Below are 20,403 nucleotides of genomic sequence, written 5' to 3'. Positions count from 1 at the left end.
TCGGTCCTGACCGTCGACCACTGTCGTGGAAGGGGATATGGGGCGCGTATCGCCCGGCTATCGACGGCCGGCGCGGACCGCGCGCCCTCCGGTCCGGGCGCGGACCGCCCACCCGCCGCTCCCTCCCGGACACACGGGAAAGGGGCCGCACGCCCCTCGGCGTGCGGCCCCCGCAGGGCCGTGGTCCCGCTCCCGGCACCTCAGGCGTCGCGCCGGCGGAGCACCGCGTGGCCGGCGACGGCCGCGACGAGGGACCAGAGCAGCAGGACCAGCACCGCGGTGCCGCTCCCGTACGGCGAGGTGTCCTGCGTCATCAGGACGGTGCCGGCGACGCTCGGCATGTACTCGCTGGCCGTTTCGAGCCACTTGGCGCCGACGACGGTCATCAGCTGCGGCAGGGCCAGCAGGACCATGATGAGCGTGGTGATCGTGCCCGCCGCGCTGCGCAGGACGGTACCGATGCCGATGGACATCACCGAGAGCGCACCGAGGTAGACCGACGCCCCGAGGGCCGTCGCGAACAGGTCGCCGCCGGTGTAGGCGCCGTCCTCGCCCATGAGGGCGGCGGTGGTCAGCGAGGCCAGCACGCTGAACACGAACCCGGCGACCGCCACGACCGCCACGACCACGCCGGTCTTGGACAGCAGCATCCGGCCGCGGGCCGGCACGCTCTGCAGCGTGGTGCGGATGGAACCGCTGGCGTACTCGCTGGTCAGCGCGAGCGTCGCCAGCACCACGACGGTGAGTTGGGAGATCAGGAACGCCTGGGCGGCGGCGTGCGGGGCCGGTGAGGCGACGTCGACCCCCTTGGCGGCGCTGGCCGAGGCCGACATCCCGACCATCGCGGCGAAGCCCACCGTCAGGACCAGGCCGACGGCGAGGTTCCACCAGGTCGCCCGAACACTGGACAGCTTGGTCCACTCGAAGGCCAGGGCCCCGCGCAGACCTCCGCCCTTGACGGGTCCGACGAGCTGCGGTGCGGTTGCTGTCGTCATGTCGATCACACCTTCTGGGCGTCGGCGGCGAGGGATACGGCGGGGGTGGTGTACTCGACGCTCGCGGCGGTGAGTTCCATGTAGGCCTGCTCCAGGCTGGCCTTGCGCAGGGAGAGTTCGTGCACCGGGACCTGGCTCGCGAAGGCCACGTCGCCGATCTGCTCCAGGCTGCCGCCGACGACGATCAACTCGCCGTACTCCGCGCCGTCCTGCGGTTCGACGCTCATCCCGAAGCGGACCAGCTCCTGGCGCAGCACGTCGGGCCGCGTGGTGCGCACCTTCACCGCGTTCAGCGAACTGCCCGCGATGACCTCCTCGATGGGGGCGTCGGCGATGACCTTGCCCCGACCGATGACCACGAGGTGGTCGGCGGTCTCCTGCATCTCGCTCATCAGGTGGCTGGAGACGAAGACCGTACGGCCCTCGGCGGCCAGCGAGCGCATGAGCTCGCGGACCCAGCGCACCCCGTCGGGGTCGAGGCCGTTGACCGGCTCGTCGAACAGCAGCACCTTGGGGTCGCCCAGGAGCGCCGCCGCGATGCCGAGGCGTTGGCCCATGCCGAGCGAGAAGGAGCCGGCCCGCTTCTTGGCGACCTCGGAGAGGCCGACGGTCTCCAGCACCTGGTTCACCCGCGAGGCCGGGATCCCGTTGCTGCGGGCCATGCCCAGCAGGTGGTGGTAGGCGGAGCGACCGGGGTGGCCGGCGCGGGCGTCGAGCAGGGCGCCGACCTCCCGCAGCGGGTGGGCGAGCGCCCCGTACGGCTTGCCGCCGATGAGCGCCCGGCCCGTCGTCGGCGAGTCCAGGCCGACGATCATCCGCATGGTGGTCGACTTGCCCGCGCCGTTGGGGCCGAGGAACCCGGTCACCTTGCCCGGGTGGATCTCGAAGGAAAGGTCGGACACGGCCGTCTTGTCGCCGTACCGCTTCGTGAGTCGGTCCAAAGTGATCATCGCCTGCTGGCTCCTTCCGAGGGCATACCCGGAGACTAGGAATTCCGCGGACCCCGGACATCTGGCGATCGGCAACGAACGCACACGACTTTCGACAGGTCTTCGCGGCGCCGACCCTCTTGTAACGTGCCGGCATGCAGCGATGGCGTGCCGTTCGGCGGCGTACGGAGCGGTTGACGGCGCGGGTCTCCGGAAGCCCCGGGGCCCGCCCCTTCGGCGAGCGCGGCACCCTGGTGCTGCTCGCCGTCCTCCTCGCGCCGGCGGTGCTGGAGGCCGGCCGGCTCGTCTCCGCCCCCGGCCCCTGGCTCGCGGCCCTGCTGATGATCACCGCCGCGGTCGCGGTGGAGCGGACCGTCCCGCTGCTGTCCCTGCTGCTCGCGGCCTCGCTGAGCGGGCTCTACCCCTGGCTGGGCACCAGCGTGTGGACCGCCGTGGCCGCCCTCGTCCTCAGCTTCCTCGCCGGCAGCAGGCTGACCGCGCCCGCCCGGGCGCACGCCGTGTTCGCCCTCGTGGCCCTCGCCGGACTGGCCGTGACGACCGGGTTCGCGGAGGTGAAGGACTGGCTCAGCCTGCTCATGGTGGGCTTCGCGACCTCCGTCCTGCCGTGGTGGGTAGGCTACTGGTGGAGCCGGCGCGCCGCGCTCATGCACGCCGGATGGGAGCGCGCGGAGCGGCTGGAATGGAAGCAGCGCTACATCGCCGAGCAGGCCCGGCTAAAGGAACGCTCGCGGATCGCCGAGGACATCCACGATTCTCTCGGGCACGAACTGAGCGTCATGGCCCTGCTGTCCGGGTCCCTCGAACTGGCCCGGGGGGTCCCCGAGGAACACCGGGCGACGATCACCCAGCTGCGCGAGCGGTGCACACGGGCCGCCGAGCAACTGCACGAGGTGATCGGACTGCTCCGGGAGGAGGACAGCCCCTCCCCGCTGAGCCCCTCCGACGAGTCGATAGCCGATCTGGTGCGCCGCTTCGAACGGTCCGGGATGGCGGTGCGGTTCGTCGAGGAGGGCGAGGACGCCCCGCCGCTCGCGCTGCTCGCCGATCGGGCGGCCTACCGGGTGGTGCAGGAGGCCCTGACGAACGCGACGAAGCACGCGCCGGGCGCGCAGATCACCGTACGGCTCACCCACCGCCCCCGCGAGTGCGTCGTGTGGGTCTTCAACAAGCTGCCGGACCGGCCGGCCGCCGCCCCGGCCGTGGGCAGCGGTTCCGGGCTGATCGGGCTGGACGAACGGGTCCGGCTGGCCGGCGGCTCGCTGCGGACGGGACCCGGATCGGGCGGGTTCGAGGTACTGGCGCGGCTGCCCCGCACCCCGACGGCGGGCGCGGATCCGCAGGGGGCGCCGCCCCCCGCCGCGGACGGGAACGCCGGCGGGTTCGAGGGGGCCGAGCCGTACCCGCACCCGGACGCGGCGCCGGCGCCCGGCCGCAGCCACTCGGGGGCGGCCCTCGGCCGGGCCCGCAGCCGGCTGCGGCGCGACGTGCGGCGGGCCGGGCGGATCCCCGTACTGATCGGCGCGGGTCTGGTCGCCCTGCTGGCCGGACTCTACGTCTTCACGTCCGCGCTCACCTCGCTCGACCCCGGGGACTACGCGCGGATCCGGCCGGGCCAGCCGCGCACGGAACTGGCGGGGGTGCTGCCCGCGCGCCGGATCAGCAAGCCGCCGCCGGTCGTCTCCGAACCCCCGGTGCCGCCGGGGGCCGCCTGCGAGTACTACCGGACGGGCGGCAACGTCCTCCAACTCACCAACCGGATGTACCGGTTGTGCTTCAGGGATGATCTGCTGGTGGCCAAGGACAGTCTGTGACAACGAAGCCCGAGGAGCGGACGATGCGCGTACTTCTCGCCGACGACGAAATGATCATTCGGGCGGGGGTCCGTTCCATCCTGACCACCGACCCGGACATCGAAGTGGTGGCCGAGGCCTCCGACGGCCGCGAGGCCGTCGAACTGGCCCGCAAGCACCGGCCCGACGTCGCCCTGTTGGACATCCGGATGCCCGAGATGGACGGGCTGACGGCCGCCGGGGAGCTCCGCGGCACCAACCCGGACACCGGGGTGATCATGCTGACCACGTTCGGCGAGGACAAGTACATCGAGCGGGCCCTGGACGTCGGGGTGGCCGGGTTCCTGCTGAAGGCCTCGGACCCCCGGGACCTGATCGCCGGGGTGCGGGCGGTGGCCGCCGGCGGCTCCTGCCTGTCCCCGCTCGTCGCCCGCCGGCTGATGACCGACCTGCGCCGGGCGCCCGCGCAGCGCGGCGAGGACCCGGGCGGCCGCACCGACCTGCTGACGCAGCGCGAGCGCGAGGTCCTCGGGATGGTGGGCGGCGGCCTGTCGAACGCGCAGATCGCCGAACGCCTCCACCTGGTCGAGGGCACCATCAAGACGTACGTGAGCGCGATCCTGGCCCAGTTGGGCGTGCGCAACCGGGTGCAGGCCGCGATCATCGCCTACAAGGCGGGCCTGGTGGAGGACGGCGGCCCCCGGTAGGGCCGCCGCCGCACGCCGCTCCCGCCTTCCGCGCCCGCGCCCACGCCCACCCGCGCCCGCACCCGCGCTTGCTTCCGCGCCGCTGCCGCTCAGCCGGTTCGCGCCCCGGTGTCCCGGACGAAGCGGGCCAGCCGGCGGGCTCCTTCGACGGCCTCGGTGGTGGTCAGGTAGCTGCACGAGAGCCTGATCCGGCGGTCGCCGGCGCGGTCGAGGTGGAAGTGGCGCATCGGGGTCCAGATCACCCCGTACTCCTGCGCGGAGCGGTGCAGCGCCGCCTCGTCCGCCGGGAACGGCACGTCGAGGGTCAGGAAGAACCCGCCGCGGGGGTCGTTCCAGCTCACCCCCGCCGACTCCGGTGCGCCCGAGGGGAGTTCCTCGGCCAGGGTGTCCCGGAGCAGGGCCATGGTCCGCCGGTAGTGGCGGGCCGAGGCCTCGTTGGCGCGCCGCAGCCCGCCGCCACCGCGCAGCAGCAGGCCGGCGACGGCGGCCTGGCTCAGGCTGGAGGTGTTCACCGTCACCATGCTCTTGACCTTGGCCAGTTCGGCGGCCAGCAGCGTCGGCGGGCCGCCGTCGGCGCCCTCGACGGGCTGGTCGGCGACCACGAACCCGACGCGGGCGCCGGGGAAGGCGGTCTTGGCGAAGGAGCCCAGGTAGAGGACCCGCCGGTCGGTGTCGAGGGACTTCAGGGTGGGGTGGCGGACCGTGCTGAACACGCCGTACGGGTTGTCCTCCAGGATGAGGAGGTCGGCTTCCGCCGCCGCGTCGAGCAGCTCCGTACGCTTCGCCCGGCTCATGCTGACGCCCGAGGGGTTGGAGCAGTCGGGCACCACGTACAGGGCCCTGGCCCGTCGGCCGCCGGCCTCGATCTCCCGTACGGCGCGTTCGAGCGCCCGCGCGCCGATGCCGTCGTCGCCACCGGGGACGGCGACGACCGGGATCCCCAGCAGGCCGGCCGCGCCGGTGATGCCGACGTAGCAGGGGCTGTCGACGAGGAGCACGTCGCGGGGGTCCCGGAACAGGGTGCGCAGGGCGAGCACGATGGCTTCCTGGCAGCCGACGGTGACGACCACGGCGGCGGGGTCCACGGTCAGGTCCTCGTCCACCTCCAACATGCGGGCGACCAGGTCGCGGATCTGCCCGGCCGTCTCCCCGTACTGGTACAGGGCGGTGCGGATGCGTTCCTCGGAGTGGCCGAGGCCCCGCAGGTGGTCGAGGTAGGTCTCGATGAGGCCGGGGATCGCCGCGACGTCGAAGTCGCCCTCGTAGGGGCGGCCCGGCGCGAAGGAGATCGCGTCCGGGTAGCGGGAGGTGACCTCGTTGAGGAAGTTCATGGTGTCGAGCGTCGGATCGGACAGGCTGGCGTGCAGTGACGTGCGGCGCAGGACCGGGCCGCCGCCCCGGGCCGGCCCTGCCGGGGCCCGTTCGGGGTGGGCGGTCTCGGCGGTGGTCGTCATCCGGGGCTCCTGTCCGGTGCGGGCCGGCCGGGTCCGGGCAGGACGACGGTGGCCGCGTCGATCGTGTCGGTCGTGGCGTGGCCGGTGAGCACCATGGTGTCGGCGAACTCCTCGGTCAGCAGGGTGAGCATGCGGTGGACGCCTTCGGTCCCGCCGGCGGCGAGCGCGTACAGCGCGGGGCGGCCGACGAGGACGGCGCGGGCGCCGAGGGCCAGGGCGGCCAGGACGTCGCCCCCGCCGCGGACGCCGCCGTCCAGCAGGACCGGGCAGCGGCCCCGGACCGCGGCCACCACCTCGGGCAGCGCGTCGAGGGTGGCGGGGGCGCCGTCGAGCTGGCGACCGCCGTGGTTGGAGACGATGATCCCGGCGACTCCCGCGGCGACGGCCGCTTCGGCGTCGGAGGCGGTGAGGACGCCCTTGGCGAGGACGGGCAGGCCGCTCTCCTCCCGCAGCCGGGCCACCGCGCTCCAGTCCAGCGCGCGGTCGAAGACCAGCCGGCTGTGCGCGCCGGGGGTGGCCGCGCCCGCGGCGGCGGAACCGGCCAGGTTCACCGGGGCGATGTGGGCGGGGACTTCGAAGCCGTTGCGCAGGTCGCGCAGCCGGCGGCCGGTGAAGGGGGTGTCGACGGTGAGCACGAGCGCGCGGTAGCCGCAGGCCGCCGCGCGGCGGGCGAGCCCCAGGGTGAGACCGGGCTCGCGGAACCAGTACAGCTGGAGCCACAGCGGGGCCGTGGCCGCCGCGGCGACGGTTTCCAGCAGCTGCCCGGCGAACGTGCTGACGACGAGCGGTACGCCGAGCCGGCCGGCGGCCGCGGCGGTGCCGCACTCCCCGTCGGGGTGGGCGAGGCCGTGGTAGGCGACGGGGGCGATCCCGACGGGGGCGGCCCAGCGGGAGCCGAGCACCTCCACCGAGGTGTCGGGTTCCGCGATGCCGGGCAGCGCCTTGGGGCGCAGCCGCACCGCGTCGAAGACGGCCTCGTTCGCGGCGAGGGTCCGTTCCCGGCCCGCCCCACCAGCTATGAAGTCCCATACCTCGGACGGCAGTTGGGCGCGGGCCTGGGCGGCGAAGTCCACCGGGGTGAAGGCCCGGGCCGGGGTGCGGGGGTGGGCCGGGGTGCGGGGGCGGGGCGGCGGTTGGGGGCGGGGCGCCGCCCGCCCGGGACCGGCCGGCCCGGGCGGGGTGCGGGGGTGGGGGTGGGCCTCGGCCGTCATCGGCCCGCCACTTCCCGCTCCCTCTCCACGGCCTCGTACAGCGCCTTGATGTTGGAACTGCCGAAGCCGCGGGCCCCGTTGCGCTGGATGTACTCGTAGAAGAGCGTGCCGCGCGGGTAGGGCGAGCGGGTGAAGATCTGCAGCAGGTAGCCCCATTCGTCGCGGTCCGCGAGCACGCTCGTCCCGCGCAGTTCGGCGATCCGGTCGGCGAGGCCGTCGACCCGGCGGGCGAGCAGGTCGTAGTAGGCGGACGGGGTGTTCAGGAATTCCACGCCCTGCCCGCCGAGGGTGCGCACCGAATCGACGATGTCGTCCACGAGGAAGGCCAGGTGTTGCACACCGGCGCCGTTGTGGGCGGCCAGGAACCGGTCTATCTGGCCGGGCAGTCGGGAGTCGTCGGGCTCGATGAGCGTGAAGGTGATGCCGCCGCCCTCGTTGCGCACCACGATGGAGTCCATCGCCTGCTCGCCGACCTGGATGTACTCGGACGAGTAGTACGGCATGCCGAAGGCGGCCTCGTAGAACGCGGCCGTGCCGCGCAGGGTGCCGGCCTCCAGGCAGACCGCGACGTGGTCGAGGACGGGCCGGGCGCCGCCGCCGACGGCGGCCGCGGTGTCGGCGCCGGGCAGCAGGGCCCAGTCCCGGTCGGGCGGCAGGTGGCCCGCGGGGCCGCCGGAATCGGGCAGCAGGGTGTGCCGCAGGTCCCCGAAGCCGGAGACGACGGCGTACTCCCCGCCCTGGCCGCGCACCCGGGAGGGCTCGGGCCGGTGGTGGACGGCCGCGCCGGCGAGCACGGCCCGGTCGAAGGTCTCCGTCACGTCGGCGCAGGTGAAGGCCAGGTCGGCGATGGAGTCGCCGTGCGACTCCACGTACGCGGCGACCGGGCCCTCCGGTCGCAGGGCACGGGTGACGACGAGGGTGACCGAGCCGTGGCGCAGCACGGTGGACCTGCGGTCGCGCGTCCCGGTGGCCGGACCGGCCACGGCCACGGGCGCGAAACCGAGGCTGTCGATGAGGAAGCCCGCGGCCTCCCGGTCGTCGGACACGTACAGCTCGGCGTAGGCGATGGCACTCGGCGGCATGGCGGCTCCAAGAACGGGTGAATGCCCGGAAGGGCCCCGATCGAAAAGGGCTCGGGCATTCTCTGCCGGCAAAATTGGATGTGAATTCGAGCGACAGTCTACAAATCTGCCATATACCCCGGCTATCTACCGGATATCCAAATCCTCAAGACCCCTGGATAAGCCCGAACAACCGGTTGACCTGCATGTCAGCAGGTTGTTAGCGTCCAAGTTCCCATTAATCGAATGATGCTCCAGCTGCTTTTCCTGGATTGCACCGCACCACGCGATGGCCGGGTGCTCCGGCGGACGAATGTGAGGGACAGTGTCTGAGTTCGCTGCCGTTCGGCACGGTCTGACCAGCGCACAGCACGAGGTGTGGCTCGCCCAGCAGATGGATCCGCGGAGCACCCACTACAAGACCGGGTCGAGCCTGGAGATCAGCGGGCCCGTCGACCACGCCGTGCTCGGCGCCGCGCTGCGCCACACCCTGGCCGAGACCGCGACGCTGTGCTCCCGCTTCCTCGTCGACGAGGACGGCCCCCACCGGGTGCACTGCCCGCTCGCCCCGGCGGACCGCGCGGACGAGGACGCCCCGACGGCCGCCGACGGCAGCCCCCTCACCCCGGTGCGGCTGCCGCACATCGACCTCACCGGGCACGAGGACCCGCTGGGCGAGGCGCTCCGTCGGATGGAGGCCGACCGGGCGACGCCCGTGGCCCTGGACCGGCCCGGCCTGAGCAGCCACGCCCTGTTCACGCTCGGCCCGGACCGGCACATGTACTACCTGGGCGTCCACCACATCGTCCTCGACGGCACCAGCATGTCCCTGTTCTACGAGCGGCTCGCCGCCGTCTACGCGGCCCTGTTGGGCGGCGCCGCCGTGCCGCCCGCCTCGTTCGGCGACATGGACCAGCTCGTCACCGTCGAGGAGAACTACCGCGCCTCCGCCCGGTACGAACGGGACCGCGCCCACTGGACCGGCCTGTTCGCCGACCGCCCCGACCCGGTCTCCCTCACCGGCCGCAGCAGCCGCCTCGCCCTCGCGGGCACCCGGGTCGGCCTGCGGCTGCCCCCGGAGCGGACCCGGATCCTCGACGAGGTCGCCGGGGCGTACGAGTCCTCCTGGGCGCGGGTCGTCATCGCCGGCGTCGCCGCGTTCCTGCACCGCATGACGGGCGCCGAGGACATCGTCGTGTCCGTGCCCGTGACCGGCCGCTACGGCGCCAACGCCCGCACCACGCCCGGCATGGTCTCCAACCAGCTGCCGCTGCGGCTCACGGTCCGCCCCGACACCGCGTTCACCGAGCTGATCGCCGAGGTCTCCACCGCACTGAGCGCCCTGATGGCGCACGGCCGCTTCCGCGGCGAGGACCTCAACCGCGCACTCGGCGTGTCCGGGGGCGCGGGCGTGCTCGGCCCCACCGTCAACGTCCTGCCCTACACCCGGCCCGTGGACTTCGCCGGCTCGCCCGGCGTGATGCGCAGCCTCGGATCGGGGCCGACCACCGACCTCAACTTCGTCCTGACGGGCACCCCGGAGTCGGGGATCCGCGTCGACTTCGAGGGCAACCCCCAGCTCTACGAGGCCGAGGAACTCCGCTCCCTCCAGGAGCGGTTCGTCGCGCTGCTCGCGGACCTGACGTCGGATCCGGCGGCGCCCGTCGGCCGGACCGTCCTGCTCGGCGACGAGGAACGCCGGCGGGTCCTGTCCGACTGGAACGCCACCGCGCACGAGGTCCCCGCGGCCACCTTGCCGGAGCTGCTGGCCGCGCAGGCCGCCCGCACCCCGTCGGCGCGGGCCCTCGTCTTCGAGGGGACCTCGTACGACTACGCCGAGCTGGACGCCCGCGCGGAGCGCCTCGCCCGCGCCCTGACGGCCCGGGGCGCCGGGCCGGAGAAGTTCGTCGCCGTGGCCCTGCCCCGGTCCGCCGAGCTGGTCGTCGCGCTGCTCGCCGTACTGAAGTCGGGGGCCGCGTACGTCCCCGTCGACCCCGGGTACCCGGCCGACCGCATCGCGCACATCCTCGGCGACGCGGGCGCCATGCTGGTGCTGACCTCACGGGGGACCGCGGACCGGCTGCCCGACGACGGCACCCCCCGGCTGCTGCTGGACGACCCCGCGCCGGCCGGCACCGACGCGGACGCCGCCCCGGCGCTCCGCCCGACCCTCGACCCCCGGCACCCCGCCTACGTCATCTACACCTCGGGCTCCACCGGCCGCCCCAAGGGCGTGGTGGTCTCCCACGAGTCCATCGTGAACCGGCTCGCCTGGATGCAGGACACCTACCGCCTCGACGCCTCCGACCGGGTCCTGCAGAAGACCCCGTCGGGCTTCGACGTGTCCGTGTGGGAGTTCTTCTGGCCGCTGACCGAGGGCGCGACCCTGGTCGTCGCCCGGCCCGACGGGCACATGGACCCCGCGTACCTGAGCGACGTCGTCGCCCGCGAGGGCATCACCACCCTGCACTTCGTACCCTCGATGCTCGACGCGTTCCTCGGCGAGCCGGCCGCCGCCGCGTCCCTCGCCGGGGTCCGCCGCGTCTTCTGCAGCGGCGAGGCCCTCTCCCCCGAACTCGCCGCGCGTTTCATCGCCTCGACGGACACCCCGCTGCACAACCTGTACGGACCGACGGAAGCCGCCGTCGACGTCACCTACTGGCAGTGCGCCGCCGACGACGGCCGGGTGCCCATCGGCCTGCCCGTGTGGAACACCCGGATGTACGTCCTGGACGCCGCGCTGCGGCCGGCGCCGCCCGGCGTGCCCGGCGAGCTGTACATCGCCGGCGTACAGCTCGCGCGCGGCTACCTCGGCCGCCCCGCCCTGAGCGCCGAACGCTTCACCGCCGACCCGTACGGGCCCGCCGGCGCCCGCATGTACCGCACCGGCGACCTCGCCCGGTGGAACCACCGCGGGCACCTGGAGTACCTCGGCCGCGCCGACCACCAGGTCAAGCTCCGCGGCTTCCGCATCGAACTCGGCGAGATCGAATCCGTGCTGCTGGGCCTGCCGGGAATCGGCCGGGCCGCGGTGCTGCTGCGCGAGGACCAGCCCGGTGACCAACGCCTCGTCGCCTACCTCGTACCGGCCGCCGGCGGCCGGCCCGATCCCGGGGCGCTCGGCGGCCCGCTGCGCGAGCGGCTCCCCGACCACATGATCCCCTCGGCGTTCGTCGTCCTGGACTCCCTTCCCGTCACGCCCAACGGCAAGCTGGACCGCAAGGCCCTGCCCGCGCCCTCGTACTCGGCCCGCGCGCGCCGGCGCGCCCCCCGCACCCCGCGCGAGGAGATCCTCCGCACCCTGTTCGCGGAGGTCCTCGGCGTCGAGGCGCCCGGCATCGACGACGACTTCTTCGAACTCGGCGGGCACTCCCTGCTCGCCACCCGCCTGATCAGCCGCGTCCGCACGGCGCTCGGCACCGAGTTGTCCCTCCAGCAGGTCTTCGAGTCCCCGACCGTGGCCGCCCTCGCCGCGCTCACCGGCGCCGGCCGCACCCGTACGGCGGTCACCGCCCGGCAGCGGCCCGAGCGGCTGCCGCTGTCCTTCGCCCAGCAGCGCCTGTGGTTCCTGCACCAGTACGAGGGGCCCTCCCCGCTCTACAACATCCCGGCCGCGCTGCGCCTGACCGGGACCGTGGACGAGGCCGCCCTCGCCGCCGCGATCAGCGACGTCGTCGCCCGGCACGAGAGCCTGCGGACCGTCTTCGCCGAGGACGAGCACGGCCCCCACCAGGTCGTCCTGTCCCCGGAGCGGGCGGCGGCCCGCCTGGAGGTCACCGCCACCGACGCCGAACGGCTCGACGCCGACCTGGCCCGGGCCGCCCGCCGGCCCTTCGACCTGGCCCGCGAGACCCCGCTGCGCGCCACCCTCTTCACGGTGGGCCCGCGCGAACACGTGCTGCTGTTGGTGCTCCACCACATCGCCGGCGACGGCTGGTCACTGGCCCCCCTCGCCCGGGACCTGGGCACCGCCTACGCCGCCCGCCCGGGCGGGGCGCCGGCCCCCGAACGGGCGCCGCTGCCCGTCCAGTACGCCGACCACACGCTGTGGCAGCGGGAGCTGCTCGGCGACGCCGACGACGCCGACAGCGAGGGCGGCCGGCAGCTCGCCCACTGGCGGTCGGCCCTGGCCGGGCTGCCCGAACGCCTCGAACTGCCCACCGACCGGCCCTACCCGGCCCGCCGCAGCAACGCGGGGGCCCGCCTGGACCTGTCCGTCCCCACCGACCTGCACCGGTCGCTGGCCGCCCTGGCCGGCGAGACGCGCACCAGCGTGTTCATGGTCCTCCAGGCCGCCCTCGCGTCCCTGCTGACGCGGCTCGGGGCGGGCGAGGACGTACCGATCGGCTCGACGATCGCGGGACGCACCGATGCCGGGGTGGAGGACCTCGTCGGCTTCTTCGTCAACACCCTCGTCCTGCGCACCGACACCTCCGGCAACCCCACGTTCCGCGAACTGCTCGGCCGGGTCCGCGAGACCGACCTCGCCGCCTTCGACCACCAGGACGTGCCCTTCGAGCGGCTCGTGGAGGCGATCAACCCGGACCGCGGGGCGCCCCACCACCCGCTGTTCCAGGTAATGCTGACCTTCGACACCACCCAGCAGGACGCCCTCGGCGCGCTGGGCCGACTGCCGGGGATACGGACCGAGCTGGTGCCGCTGCACACCGGACTGTCCAAGTTCGACCTGGCGTTCGCCTTCGACGAGAGCCGCGACCCCGACGGGACGCCGGCCGGGCTGCGCCTGGCCGTGGAGTACAGCACCGAGCTGTTCGACGCCGACACGGCCCGCGCCCTCTCCGACCGGCTGCTGCGGCTCCTCGCCGCCGTCGCCGCGGACCCCGGGGTGCGGCCGGCCGACGTCGACGTACTGGCTCCGGGCGAGGCGCACCGGCTGCTGGTCGACGCCAACCGACCGGACCCGACGGCCTTCCCGGCCGCCCCGGACGCCCTGAACGCCCCGGACGCCGGGGTCACGCTGCCCGAGCTCTTCGAGCGGCAGGCCGCCCGCTTCCCCGACCGCACCGCCCTCACCTTCGAGGACACCTCCCTCACCTACGCGCAGCTCAACGCCCGCGCCAACCGGCTCGCCCGGCTGCTGACCGCGCGCGGGATCGGCCCGGACTCCCTGGTCGCGCTCGCCCTGCCCCGCTCCGCCGAGCTGGTGACCGCCCTGCTCGCCGTGGTCAAGGCCGGCGCCGCCTACGTACCCCTGGACCCCGACTACCCGGCCGACCGCCTCGCGTACGTACTGTCCGACGCCGCTCCCGCCGTCCTGCTCACCGACCCGGACACCGCGGCCCGACTGCCCGCCCACGACGTGCCCCGCCTCGTCGTCGGCGGCCCGGACGCCGGCCCGGACGGGAGCACCGCCCTCGGGGACGGCGACCTCGGGGGCGGCGACCTCGGCCAGGCGGAACGGACCCGGCGGCTGGACCCGCGCGACACCGCGTACGTCATCTACACCTCGGGCTCCACCGGCCGCCCCAAGGGCGTGGCCGTCCCGCACCACAACGTCGTACGGCTCTTCTCCGCGACCGACCACTGGTTCGACTTCGACGAACAGCAGGTGTGGACGCTCTTCCACTCCTACGCCTTCGACTTCTCCGTCTGGGAACTGTGGGGAGCGCTGCTGCACGGCGGCCGGCTCGTCGTCGTCCCGCACGCCGTCGCCCGCGACCCCGCCGCGTTCCTGCGGCTGCTGGAGCGCGAACGCGTCACCGTGCTGAACCAGACCCCGTCGGCGTTCCACCAACTGGCCGCCGCCGACCGCGAGCACGCCCCGGACCTGGCGCTGCGCACGATCGTGTTCGGTGGCGAGGCCCTGGACCTGTCCCGGCTGCGCGACTGGTACGAACGGCACCCGGACGACGCCCCGGCGCTCGTCAACATGTACGGGATCACCGAGACCACCGTCCACGTGTCGCACTTCCCGGTGGACCGCGCCACCGCCGAGGCCGCGACCGCGAGCACCATCGGCGTCAACATCCCCGACCTGCGCGTCTACGTGCTCGACGGCCGGCTCCGGCCCGCCGCGGCCGGCGTCACCGGCGAGATGTACGTGGCGGGCGCGGGCCTGGCCCGCGGCTACCTCGGCCGGCCCGGCCTCACCTCGGACCGCTTCCCCGCCGACCCGTACGCCGCCCTGTTCGGCGAGCACGGCACCCGGATGTACCGCACCGGGGACCTGGCCAGGCGCCGCGCCGACGGCGGACTCGACTACCTGGGCCGCGCCGACCACCAGGTGAAGATCCGCGGCTTCCGCATCGAACTCGGCGAGATCGAAGCCGTGTTGGCCGCGCACCCCGCCGTCACCGACGTGGCCGTGCGGCTGCGCGAGGACGCCCCCGGTGACCTGCGGCTCGCCGCCTACGTGGTGACCGACGGCGCCGCCCCGCCCGCCGGGACCCTGCACGACCACGCCGCGGCCCAACTCCCCGAACACATGGTGCCGTCGGCGTTCGTCACCCTCGACGCGCTGCCGCTGACCCCCAACGGCAAGCTCGACGGCGCAGCGCTGCCCGCCCCCTCCTACACGGCGCACACCGCCGGACGGGCACCGCGCGGCCCCCGCGAGGAGATCCTCGTGTCCCTCTTCGCGGAGGTCCTCGCCGTCCCCCGGGTCACCATCGACGACAGCTTCTTCGACCTCGGCGGCCACTCCCTGCTCGCGACCCGGCTCGCCGGCAGGATCCGTGGCGCACTCGGCGTGGAACTCTCCGTGCGGCAGTTGTTCGAGACGCCGACGGTCGCCGGGGTCGCCGCGACCCTGGACGACGCGGAGCGGGCCCGCACCCCGCTGACCGCCGGTCCGCGCCCCGACCGGCTGCCGCTGTCCTCCTCACAGCAGCGGCTGTGGTTCCTGCACCGACTCGAAGGGCCCTCCGCCACCTACAACATCACCGGCGCGCTGCGGCTGACCGGCCCGCTCGACCCGGAGGCGCTGCGCGGCGCCTTCGGGGCCGTCATCGTCCGCCACGAGAGCCTGCGGACGGTCTTCACCGAGGACGCCCTCGGCGCCCGCCAGAGCATTCTGGCGCCCGACGCGGTCCGGTTCGAGCTGCCCGTCTCCGACACCACCGAGGAACGCCTCGACGCCGACCTGACGCGCGCCGGCCGGCACGGCTTCGACCTGACCCGTGACGTCCCCGTCCGCGCCGAACTGTTCCGACTCGCCCCGACCGAACACGTCCTGCTGCTGTCCGTCCACCACATCGCGGGCGACGGCTGGTCACTGGGTCCGCTGGTGCGCGACCTGGCGACCGCCTACACCGCCCTCGCCGCGGGCCGCGCCCCCGCGTGGACGCCGTTGCCCGTCCAGTACGCCGACTACGCGCTGTGGCAGGGCGACCGGCTCGGCGACGCCGCCGACCCGGCCAGTGTCGCGGGCCGCCAACTCGCCCACTGGAAGCAGGCCCTGGCGGGCGCCCCCGACCTGCTGGAGCTGCCCACCGACCGGCCCCGCCCGGCCGTCGCCTCGCACCGGGGCGGCCGGGTCCCGGTGAACGTCCCCGCCGAGCTGCACGACCGGCTGGTGTCCCTGGCCCGCACGTCCCGGACCAGCGTGTTCATGGTCCTCCAAGCGGCCCTGGCCACCCTGCTGAACCGGCTGGGCGCGGGCGACGACATCCCGATCGGCACCCCCGTCGCGGGCCGCTCCGACGACGCCCTCGACGAGGCCGTCGGCTTCTTCGTCAACACCCTGGTCCTGCGCACCGACACCGCGGGCGACCCCACGTTCCGCGAACTGCTGGACCGCGTACGGGAAACCGACCTGACGGCCTACGCCCACCAGGACCTCCCCTTCGAGCGGCTCGTCGACGCGCTCAGCCCGACCCGCTCCCTCTCCCACAACCCCCTGTTCCAGGTGCTCCTCAGCCTGGACACCACCCGGCGCGGCGCGTTCGACGCGCTGTCCGCCGCCGGTTTCGCCGTGGAACCGGTCACCGTCGACAGCGGCGTCGCCAAGGTCGACCTGGCCTTCGAACTCGTCGAGGTCCCCGCCGCCGACGGCTCCCCCGCCGGCCTGGCGGGCGCCGCCGAGTTCAGCGCCGACCTCTTCGACGAGGCCGGCGTCCGCTCCCTCGTCGCCCGCTTCCTGCGCCTGCTCGACACCCTGACCCACGACCCGGACCTGCGGATCAGCGAGCCGTCCGTACTCGACGCCGCCGAACTGCGCCGCGTACTCGTCGAATGGAACGACACCCCGCGCCCGACCGACCCCCGGACCTTCGCCGAATACGTCGAGGCCCATGCCGCCGCCGCACCGCAGCGGTTGGCGGTCCGGTCCGAGGACGGCGACCTGACGTACGGCGAACTCAACGCCCGCGCCAACCGGCTGGCCCGCCGGTTCATCGAACGGGGCGTACGCGCCGAACAGTTCGTCGCGCTGGCCCTGCCGCGCTCGGCCGACCTGATCACCGCCACCCTCGCCGGCTTCAAGGCGGGCGCCGCCTACGTACCGGTCGACCCCGCCTACCCCGCGGAACGCATCGCCCACCTGGTCGAGGACGCCGCCCCGGCCCTGATCGTCACCACCACCGCCGTCGCCGCCGGCCTGCCCGACACGGGCGTCCCGCGGCTCCTCCTCGACGGCCCCGACACCGGACGGGAGATCGCCGCCCTGCCCGCGCACGACGTCACCGACGCGGAACGACGCGGCCCGCGCCGCGCCGCCCACCCGGCGTACATGATCTACACCTCCGGCACCACCGGCCGGCCCAAGGGCGTCGTCGTCACCCACTCCGGACTCCCCGGACTCCTCGACATCTTCACCGGCGACTGCGCCACCGGCCCCGGCAGCAAGGTCCTCCAGCACCTCTCCCCCAGCTTCGACGCCGCCTTCTGGGAACTGTCCATGGGCCTCCTCACCGGGGCGACCCTGATCGTCGCGCCGGCCGGCCTCACCCCCGGACCGGAGCTGGCCGCGCTGGCGAACCGCTTCGGCGCCACCCACCTCAGCCTGACCCCGGCGGTCCTCAAGCTGCTCCCCGCGGACGCGCTGCCCACCGTCACGACCCTCGTCGTCGGCGCCGAGACGAGCCCGCCGGAACTGGTCGAACGCTGGTCCGCCGGCGGCCGTACGCTGCTCAACTCGTACGGCCCGACCGAGACCACCGTCTGCTCCACCATGAGCCGCCCGCTGTCCGGGCCCGTCACCCCACCCATCGGCGCGCCCATCGCCAACAGCTCCGTCTACGTCCTGGACGCCGCCCTGCGCCCGGTGCCCCCCGGCGTCCCCGGCGAGCTGTACGCGGCGGGCTCCCACCTGGCCCGCGGCTACCACGGCCGGCCCGCGCTCACCGCGGAACGCTTCGTGGTCGACCCGTACGGCGCCCCCGGCGCCCGCATGTACCGCACGGGCGACCTGGTGCGCTGGCTGCCCGGCGGCGAGCTGGAGTACCTGGGACGCGTCGACACCCAGGTCAAGATCCGCGGGCTGCGGATCGAGCCGGCCGAGATCGAGTCGGTCATCGTCGAACGCTCCGAACTCGCCCGGGCGGCCGTGATCGTCCGCGAGGACACCCCGGGCGACCGGCGGCTCGTCGCGTACGTCGTACCGGAGCCCGGACACGCCCCGGACGTGCGCGGACTGCGCGCCGACCTCCGCGGCATCCTGCCCGACCACATGATCCCGACGGCGTTCGTGTCCCTCGACGCGCTGCCCCTGACGATCAACGGGAAGCTGGACCGCACGGCGCTGCCCGCCCCCGACTACACCGGGCAGACCTCGGGCCGCGCCCCGCGCACCCCGCGCGAGCGCCAGCTGGTCGCACTGTTCTCCGAGGTCCTGGGCCAGGAGTCCGTCGGCGCCGACGACGGCTTCTTCGACCTCGGCGGCGACAGCATCCTCTCCATCCAGCTGGTCGGCCGGGCCCGCGCGGCCGGACTCGTCCTGTCGGTCCGCGACGTCTTCGAACACCAGACGCCGGCGCTGCTCGCCGAGGCGGCGACGGCCGCACAGGACGCGGAAGGCGCCGAGGGCGCCGATCGGCTCGTGTCGGGGGCCGGGGTGTCCCCGTACGGGGAAGCGCCGATGACGCCGATGATGGGCTGGTTCGCCGAACTAGGCTCCGATCGGGCCGCGTTCAACCAGTCGGCCGTGCTGCACACGCCCGCCGGCCTGAACTTCGAGGCCCTGGGCCGCGCGCTGGGGACCGTACTCGACCACCACGACGCCCTGCGGTTGCGGGTCGCCGACGACTGGACCGTCACCGTGCCCGAGCCGGGTTCCGTGACCGCCGCCGACTGCCTGACCCGGTACGACGCCACCGGTCTCGACGACGGGACGGTCCGCGCGGCCGTGACCGCGCGGGCCCGCGAGGCCCGCTCCCGGCTCGACCCGACGGCCGGGCGGATGCTGCTGGCCGTCTGGATCGACCGCGGCCCGGACCGGGACGGACTCCTCGTCCTCGTCGCGAACCACCTCGTCATCGACGGGGTCACCTGGCGGACCGTGCTCCCCGACCTGGTCACCGCCTACGAGGACGGCACCCTCGCCCCCGTCGGCACCCCGTGGCGGCACTGGGCCCGCTCGCTCGCGGACCTCGCGCTCGACGTCCGGACCGAGGCGCAGCTCGACCACTGGAGCACCGTCCTCGGCGGCACGCCCCCGGCCCTCCGGATCGACCGGACCCGCGACACCCACGCGGACGCGGGGCAGGTCACCGCCGAGCTCGACGCGGAGACGACCGAAGCCCTGCTGACCTGGGTGCCCGGCACCGTCAACGCCGGGATCAACGACGTGCTGCTGACCGCGTTCGCGGTCGCGGTCGCCGACTGGCGGGGCGGGCGGGGCGCGAAGGCGGGTGCCCCGGTGGTGGTGGACCTGGAGAGCCACGGCCGGCACGAGGACGCCGTACCCGGGGTGGAACTCAGCCGCACGGCGGGCTGGTTCACCTCGATGTACCCGGTGCTCCTGGACCCGGCCGCCGGGGGGAGCGGCAGCGGCGTCGGCGGCCACATCGGCGCCATCGGCAGCGGGACGGGCTCCGGCCCGGCTCCGGCCCTGGTCCCGGCCCTGAAGGCCGTCAAGGAGCAGCTCCGTTCCGTACCCGGCAACGGGCTCGGCTACGGCCTGCTGCGCCACCTGAACCCCGCCGGCCGCGCCGTGCTCGCCGCCCTACCGGTGCCCGAGTTCGGCTTCAACTACCTGGGGCAGATCGGTCAGGGCGCCGGCGAGGCCGCCGCCTGGTCGGTCGCCGGGGCGGACGTGGCCGGCATCGACGGCGCCATGCCCCTGGCCCACCCGGTGGACCTCAACGCCTCGGCCCGCGAGACCCCGTCCGGTACCCGGCTGCTGGCGACGTGGACGTACGCGGCGGCCGTACTGGCGCCCGAGGACGTCCGGGAGCTGGCCGACGCCTGGTTCGCGGCCCTGAGGCGCCTCGTCGAGGAGGCCCGCCGCCCGGACGCCGCCGGCCTCACCCCGTCGGACGTCACGCACCCGAGCATCACCCAGGCCGAGATCGAGCACCTGGAGGCCGCCGTCCCCGGCCTGCGGGACGTCCTGCCGCTCGCTCCCCTCCAGGAGGGCTTCCTCTTCCTCAACCTGTACGACGAGGACACCCGCGACGTGTACGTGGGGCAGATCTCCTTCGACCTGAGCGGCCCGTTCGACGCGCCCCGGCTGCGCACGGCCGCCGAGAACCTGCTGCGCCGCCACGACAACCTGCGCGCCGGCTTCCGTCAGGTCCCGTCGGGCGCCTGGGTGCAGGTCGTACCGGCCGAGGCCGAACTCGACTGGCAGGAACTGGACCTGACCGCTCTCCCCGCCGACGAACGGACCCGCGCCTCGGACCGCGCCGCCGCCGAGGTCCTCGCCCGCCGCTTCGACCTGACGAGCCCGCCGCTGCTGCGGTTCACGATCGTCCGGCTGGACGCGAACCGGGTCCGACTGGTCATGACGAACCACCACATCCTTGTCGACGGCTGGTCGATGCCGCTGATCTGGCAGGAACTGATCGCCCTGTACGCGGCGGGCGGGGACGGCGCGTCGACCCTGCCGCGGGTGCGCCCGTACCGCGACTACCTGACCTGGCTGGACGGCCGGGACCGCGAAGCGGCCCGCGAGGCGTGGACGGAATCCCTGTCGGGCCTGGAGGAACCAGGACTGATCGCCCCGGGGGCCGGGCCGGTGCAGTCCGCCCCCGAGAGCGTCACCTTCGGCCTGAACACCGAGGCCAGCACCAAGCTGGCCGGCTGGGCCCGTACCCACGGCGTCACGATGAACACC

The 20,403-nt window shown here is 74.3% G+C and carries 8 protein-coding genes; 3 read left to right on the top strand and 5 right to left on the bottom strand.

The annotated features are described in order from the left end of the window. Nucleotides 1–200: 200 nt before the first annotated feature. Both AB0D46_RS19230 and AB0D46_RS19225 read right to left on the bottom strand, forming a co-directional pair. On the bottom strand, nt 201–995 hold the full coding sequence (locus tag AB0D46_RS19230; protein ID WP_362878848.1) for an ABC transporter: 795 nt from the start codon (nt 993–995) through the stop codon (nt 201–203). 5 nt (nt 996–1,000) lie between these two features. Beyond that, complete coding sequence (locus AB0D46_RS19225; RefSeq protein ID WP_362878846.1) at nt 1,001–1,945, bottom strand: ABC transporter ATP-binding protein; 945 nt, start codon at nt 1,943–1,945, stop codon at nt 1,001–1,003. A gap of 134 nt (nt 1,946–2,079) precedes the next feature. Between AB0D46_RS19225 and AB0D46_RS19220 the strand changes: the two genes are divergently transcribed. Together AB0D46_RS19220 and AB0D46_RS19215 are read left to right on the top strand one after the other, a co-directional pair. Further along, entirely contained in the window at nt 2,080–3,756 is a 1,677-nt protein-coding gene (locus AB0D46_RS19220; protein WP_362878844.1) for a histidine kinase, read from the top strand. A gap of 23 nt (nt 3,757–3,779) precedes the next feature. Next, nucleotides 3,780–4,442 (top strand): response regulator transcription factor, encoded by a 663-nt coding sequence (locus tag AB0D46_RS19215; protein WP_362878960.1) that lies wholly within the window; start codon nt 3,780–3,782, stop codon nt 4,440–4,442. Between the two features lie 89 nt (nt 4,443–4,531). Here AB0D46_RS19215 and AB0D46_RS19210 read toward each other — a convergent pair whose 3' ends face one another. Genes AB0D46_RS19210 through hppD form a run of 3 tightly spaced genes read right to left on the bottom strand, consistent with a single transcriptional unit; the run spans nt 4,532 to nt 8,189 of the window. After that, nucleotides 4,532–5,896 (bottom strand): PLP-dependent aminotransferase family protein, encoded by a 1,365-nt coding sequence (locus AB0D46_RS19210; RefSeq protein ID WP_362878842.1) that lies wholly within the window; start codon nt 5,894–5,896, stop codon nt 4,532–4,534. Beyond that, complete coding sequence (locus tag AB0D46_RS19205; RefSeq protein ID WP_362878840.1) at nt 5,893–7,107, bottom strand: alpha-hydroxy acid oxidase; 1,215 nt, start codon at nt 7,105–7,107, stop codon at nt 5,893–5,895. Before AB0D46_RS19205 ends, AB0D46_RS19210 begins: the two co-directional genes overlap by 4 nt. Further along, nucleotides 7,104–8,189 (bottom strand): 4-hydroxyphenylpyruvate dioxygenase, encoded by a 1,086-nt coding sequence (gene hppD / locus AB0D46_RS19200; protein WP_362878838.1) that lies wholly within the window; start codon nt 8,187–8,189, stop codon nt 7,104–7,106. Before hppD ends, AB0D46_RS19205 begins: the two co-directional genes overlap by 4 nt. 304 nt (nt 8,190–8,493) lie before the next feature. On the opposite strand from hppD, the gene AB0D46_RS19195 reads away from it, so the two are divergent. Further along, a partial coding sequence (locus AB0D46_RS19195) for an amino acid adenylation domain-containing protein (RefSeq protein ID WP_362878836.1) occupies nt 8,494–20,403 on the top strand: 11,910 nt, incomplete at its 3' end.

Source organism: Streptomyces sp. NPDC048383, assembly GCF_040651775.1.
In the GTDB taxonomy this organism is placed as follows: Bacteria; Actinomycetota; Actinomycetes; order Streptomycetales; family Streptomycetaceae; genus Streptomyces.
This window is presented reverse-complemented; position numbering and strand designations above follow the sequence as displayed.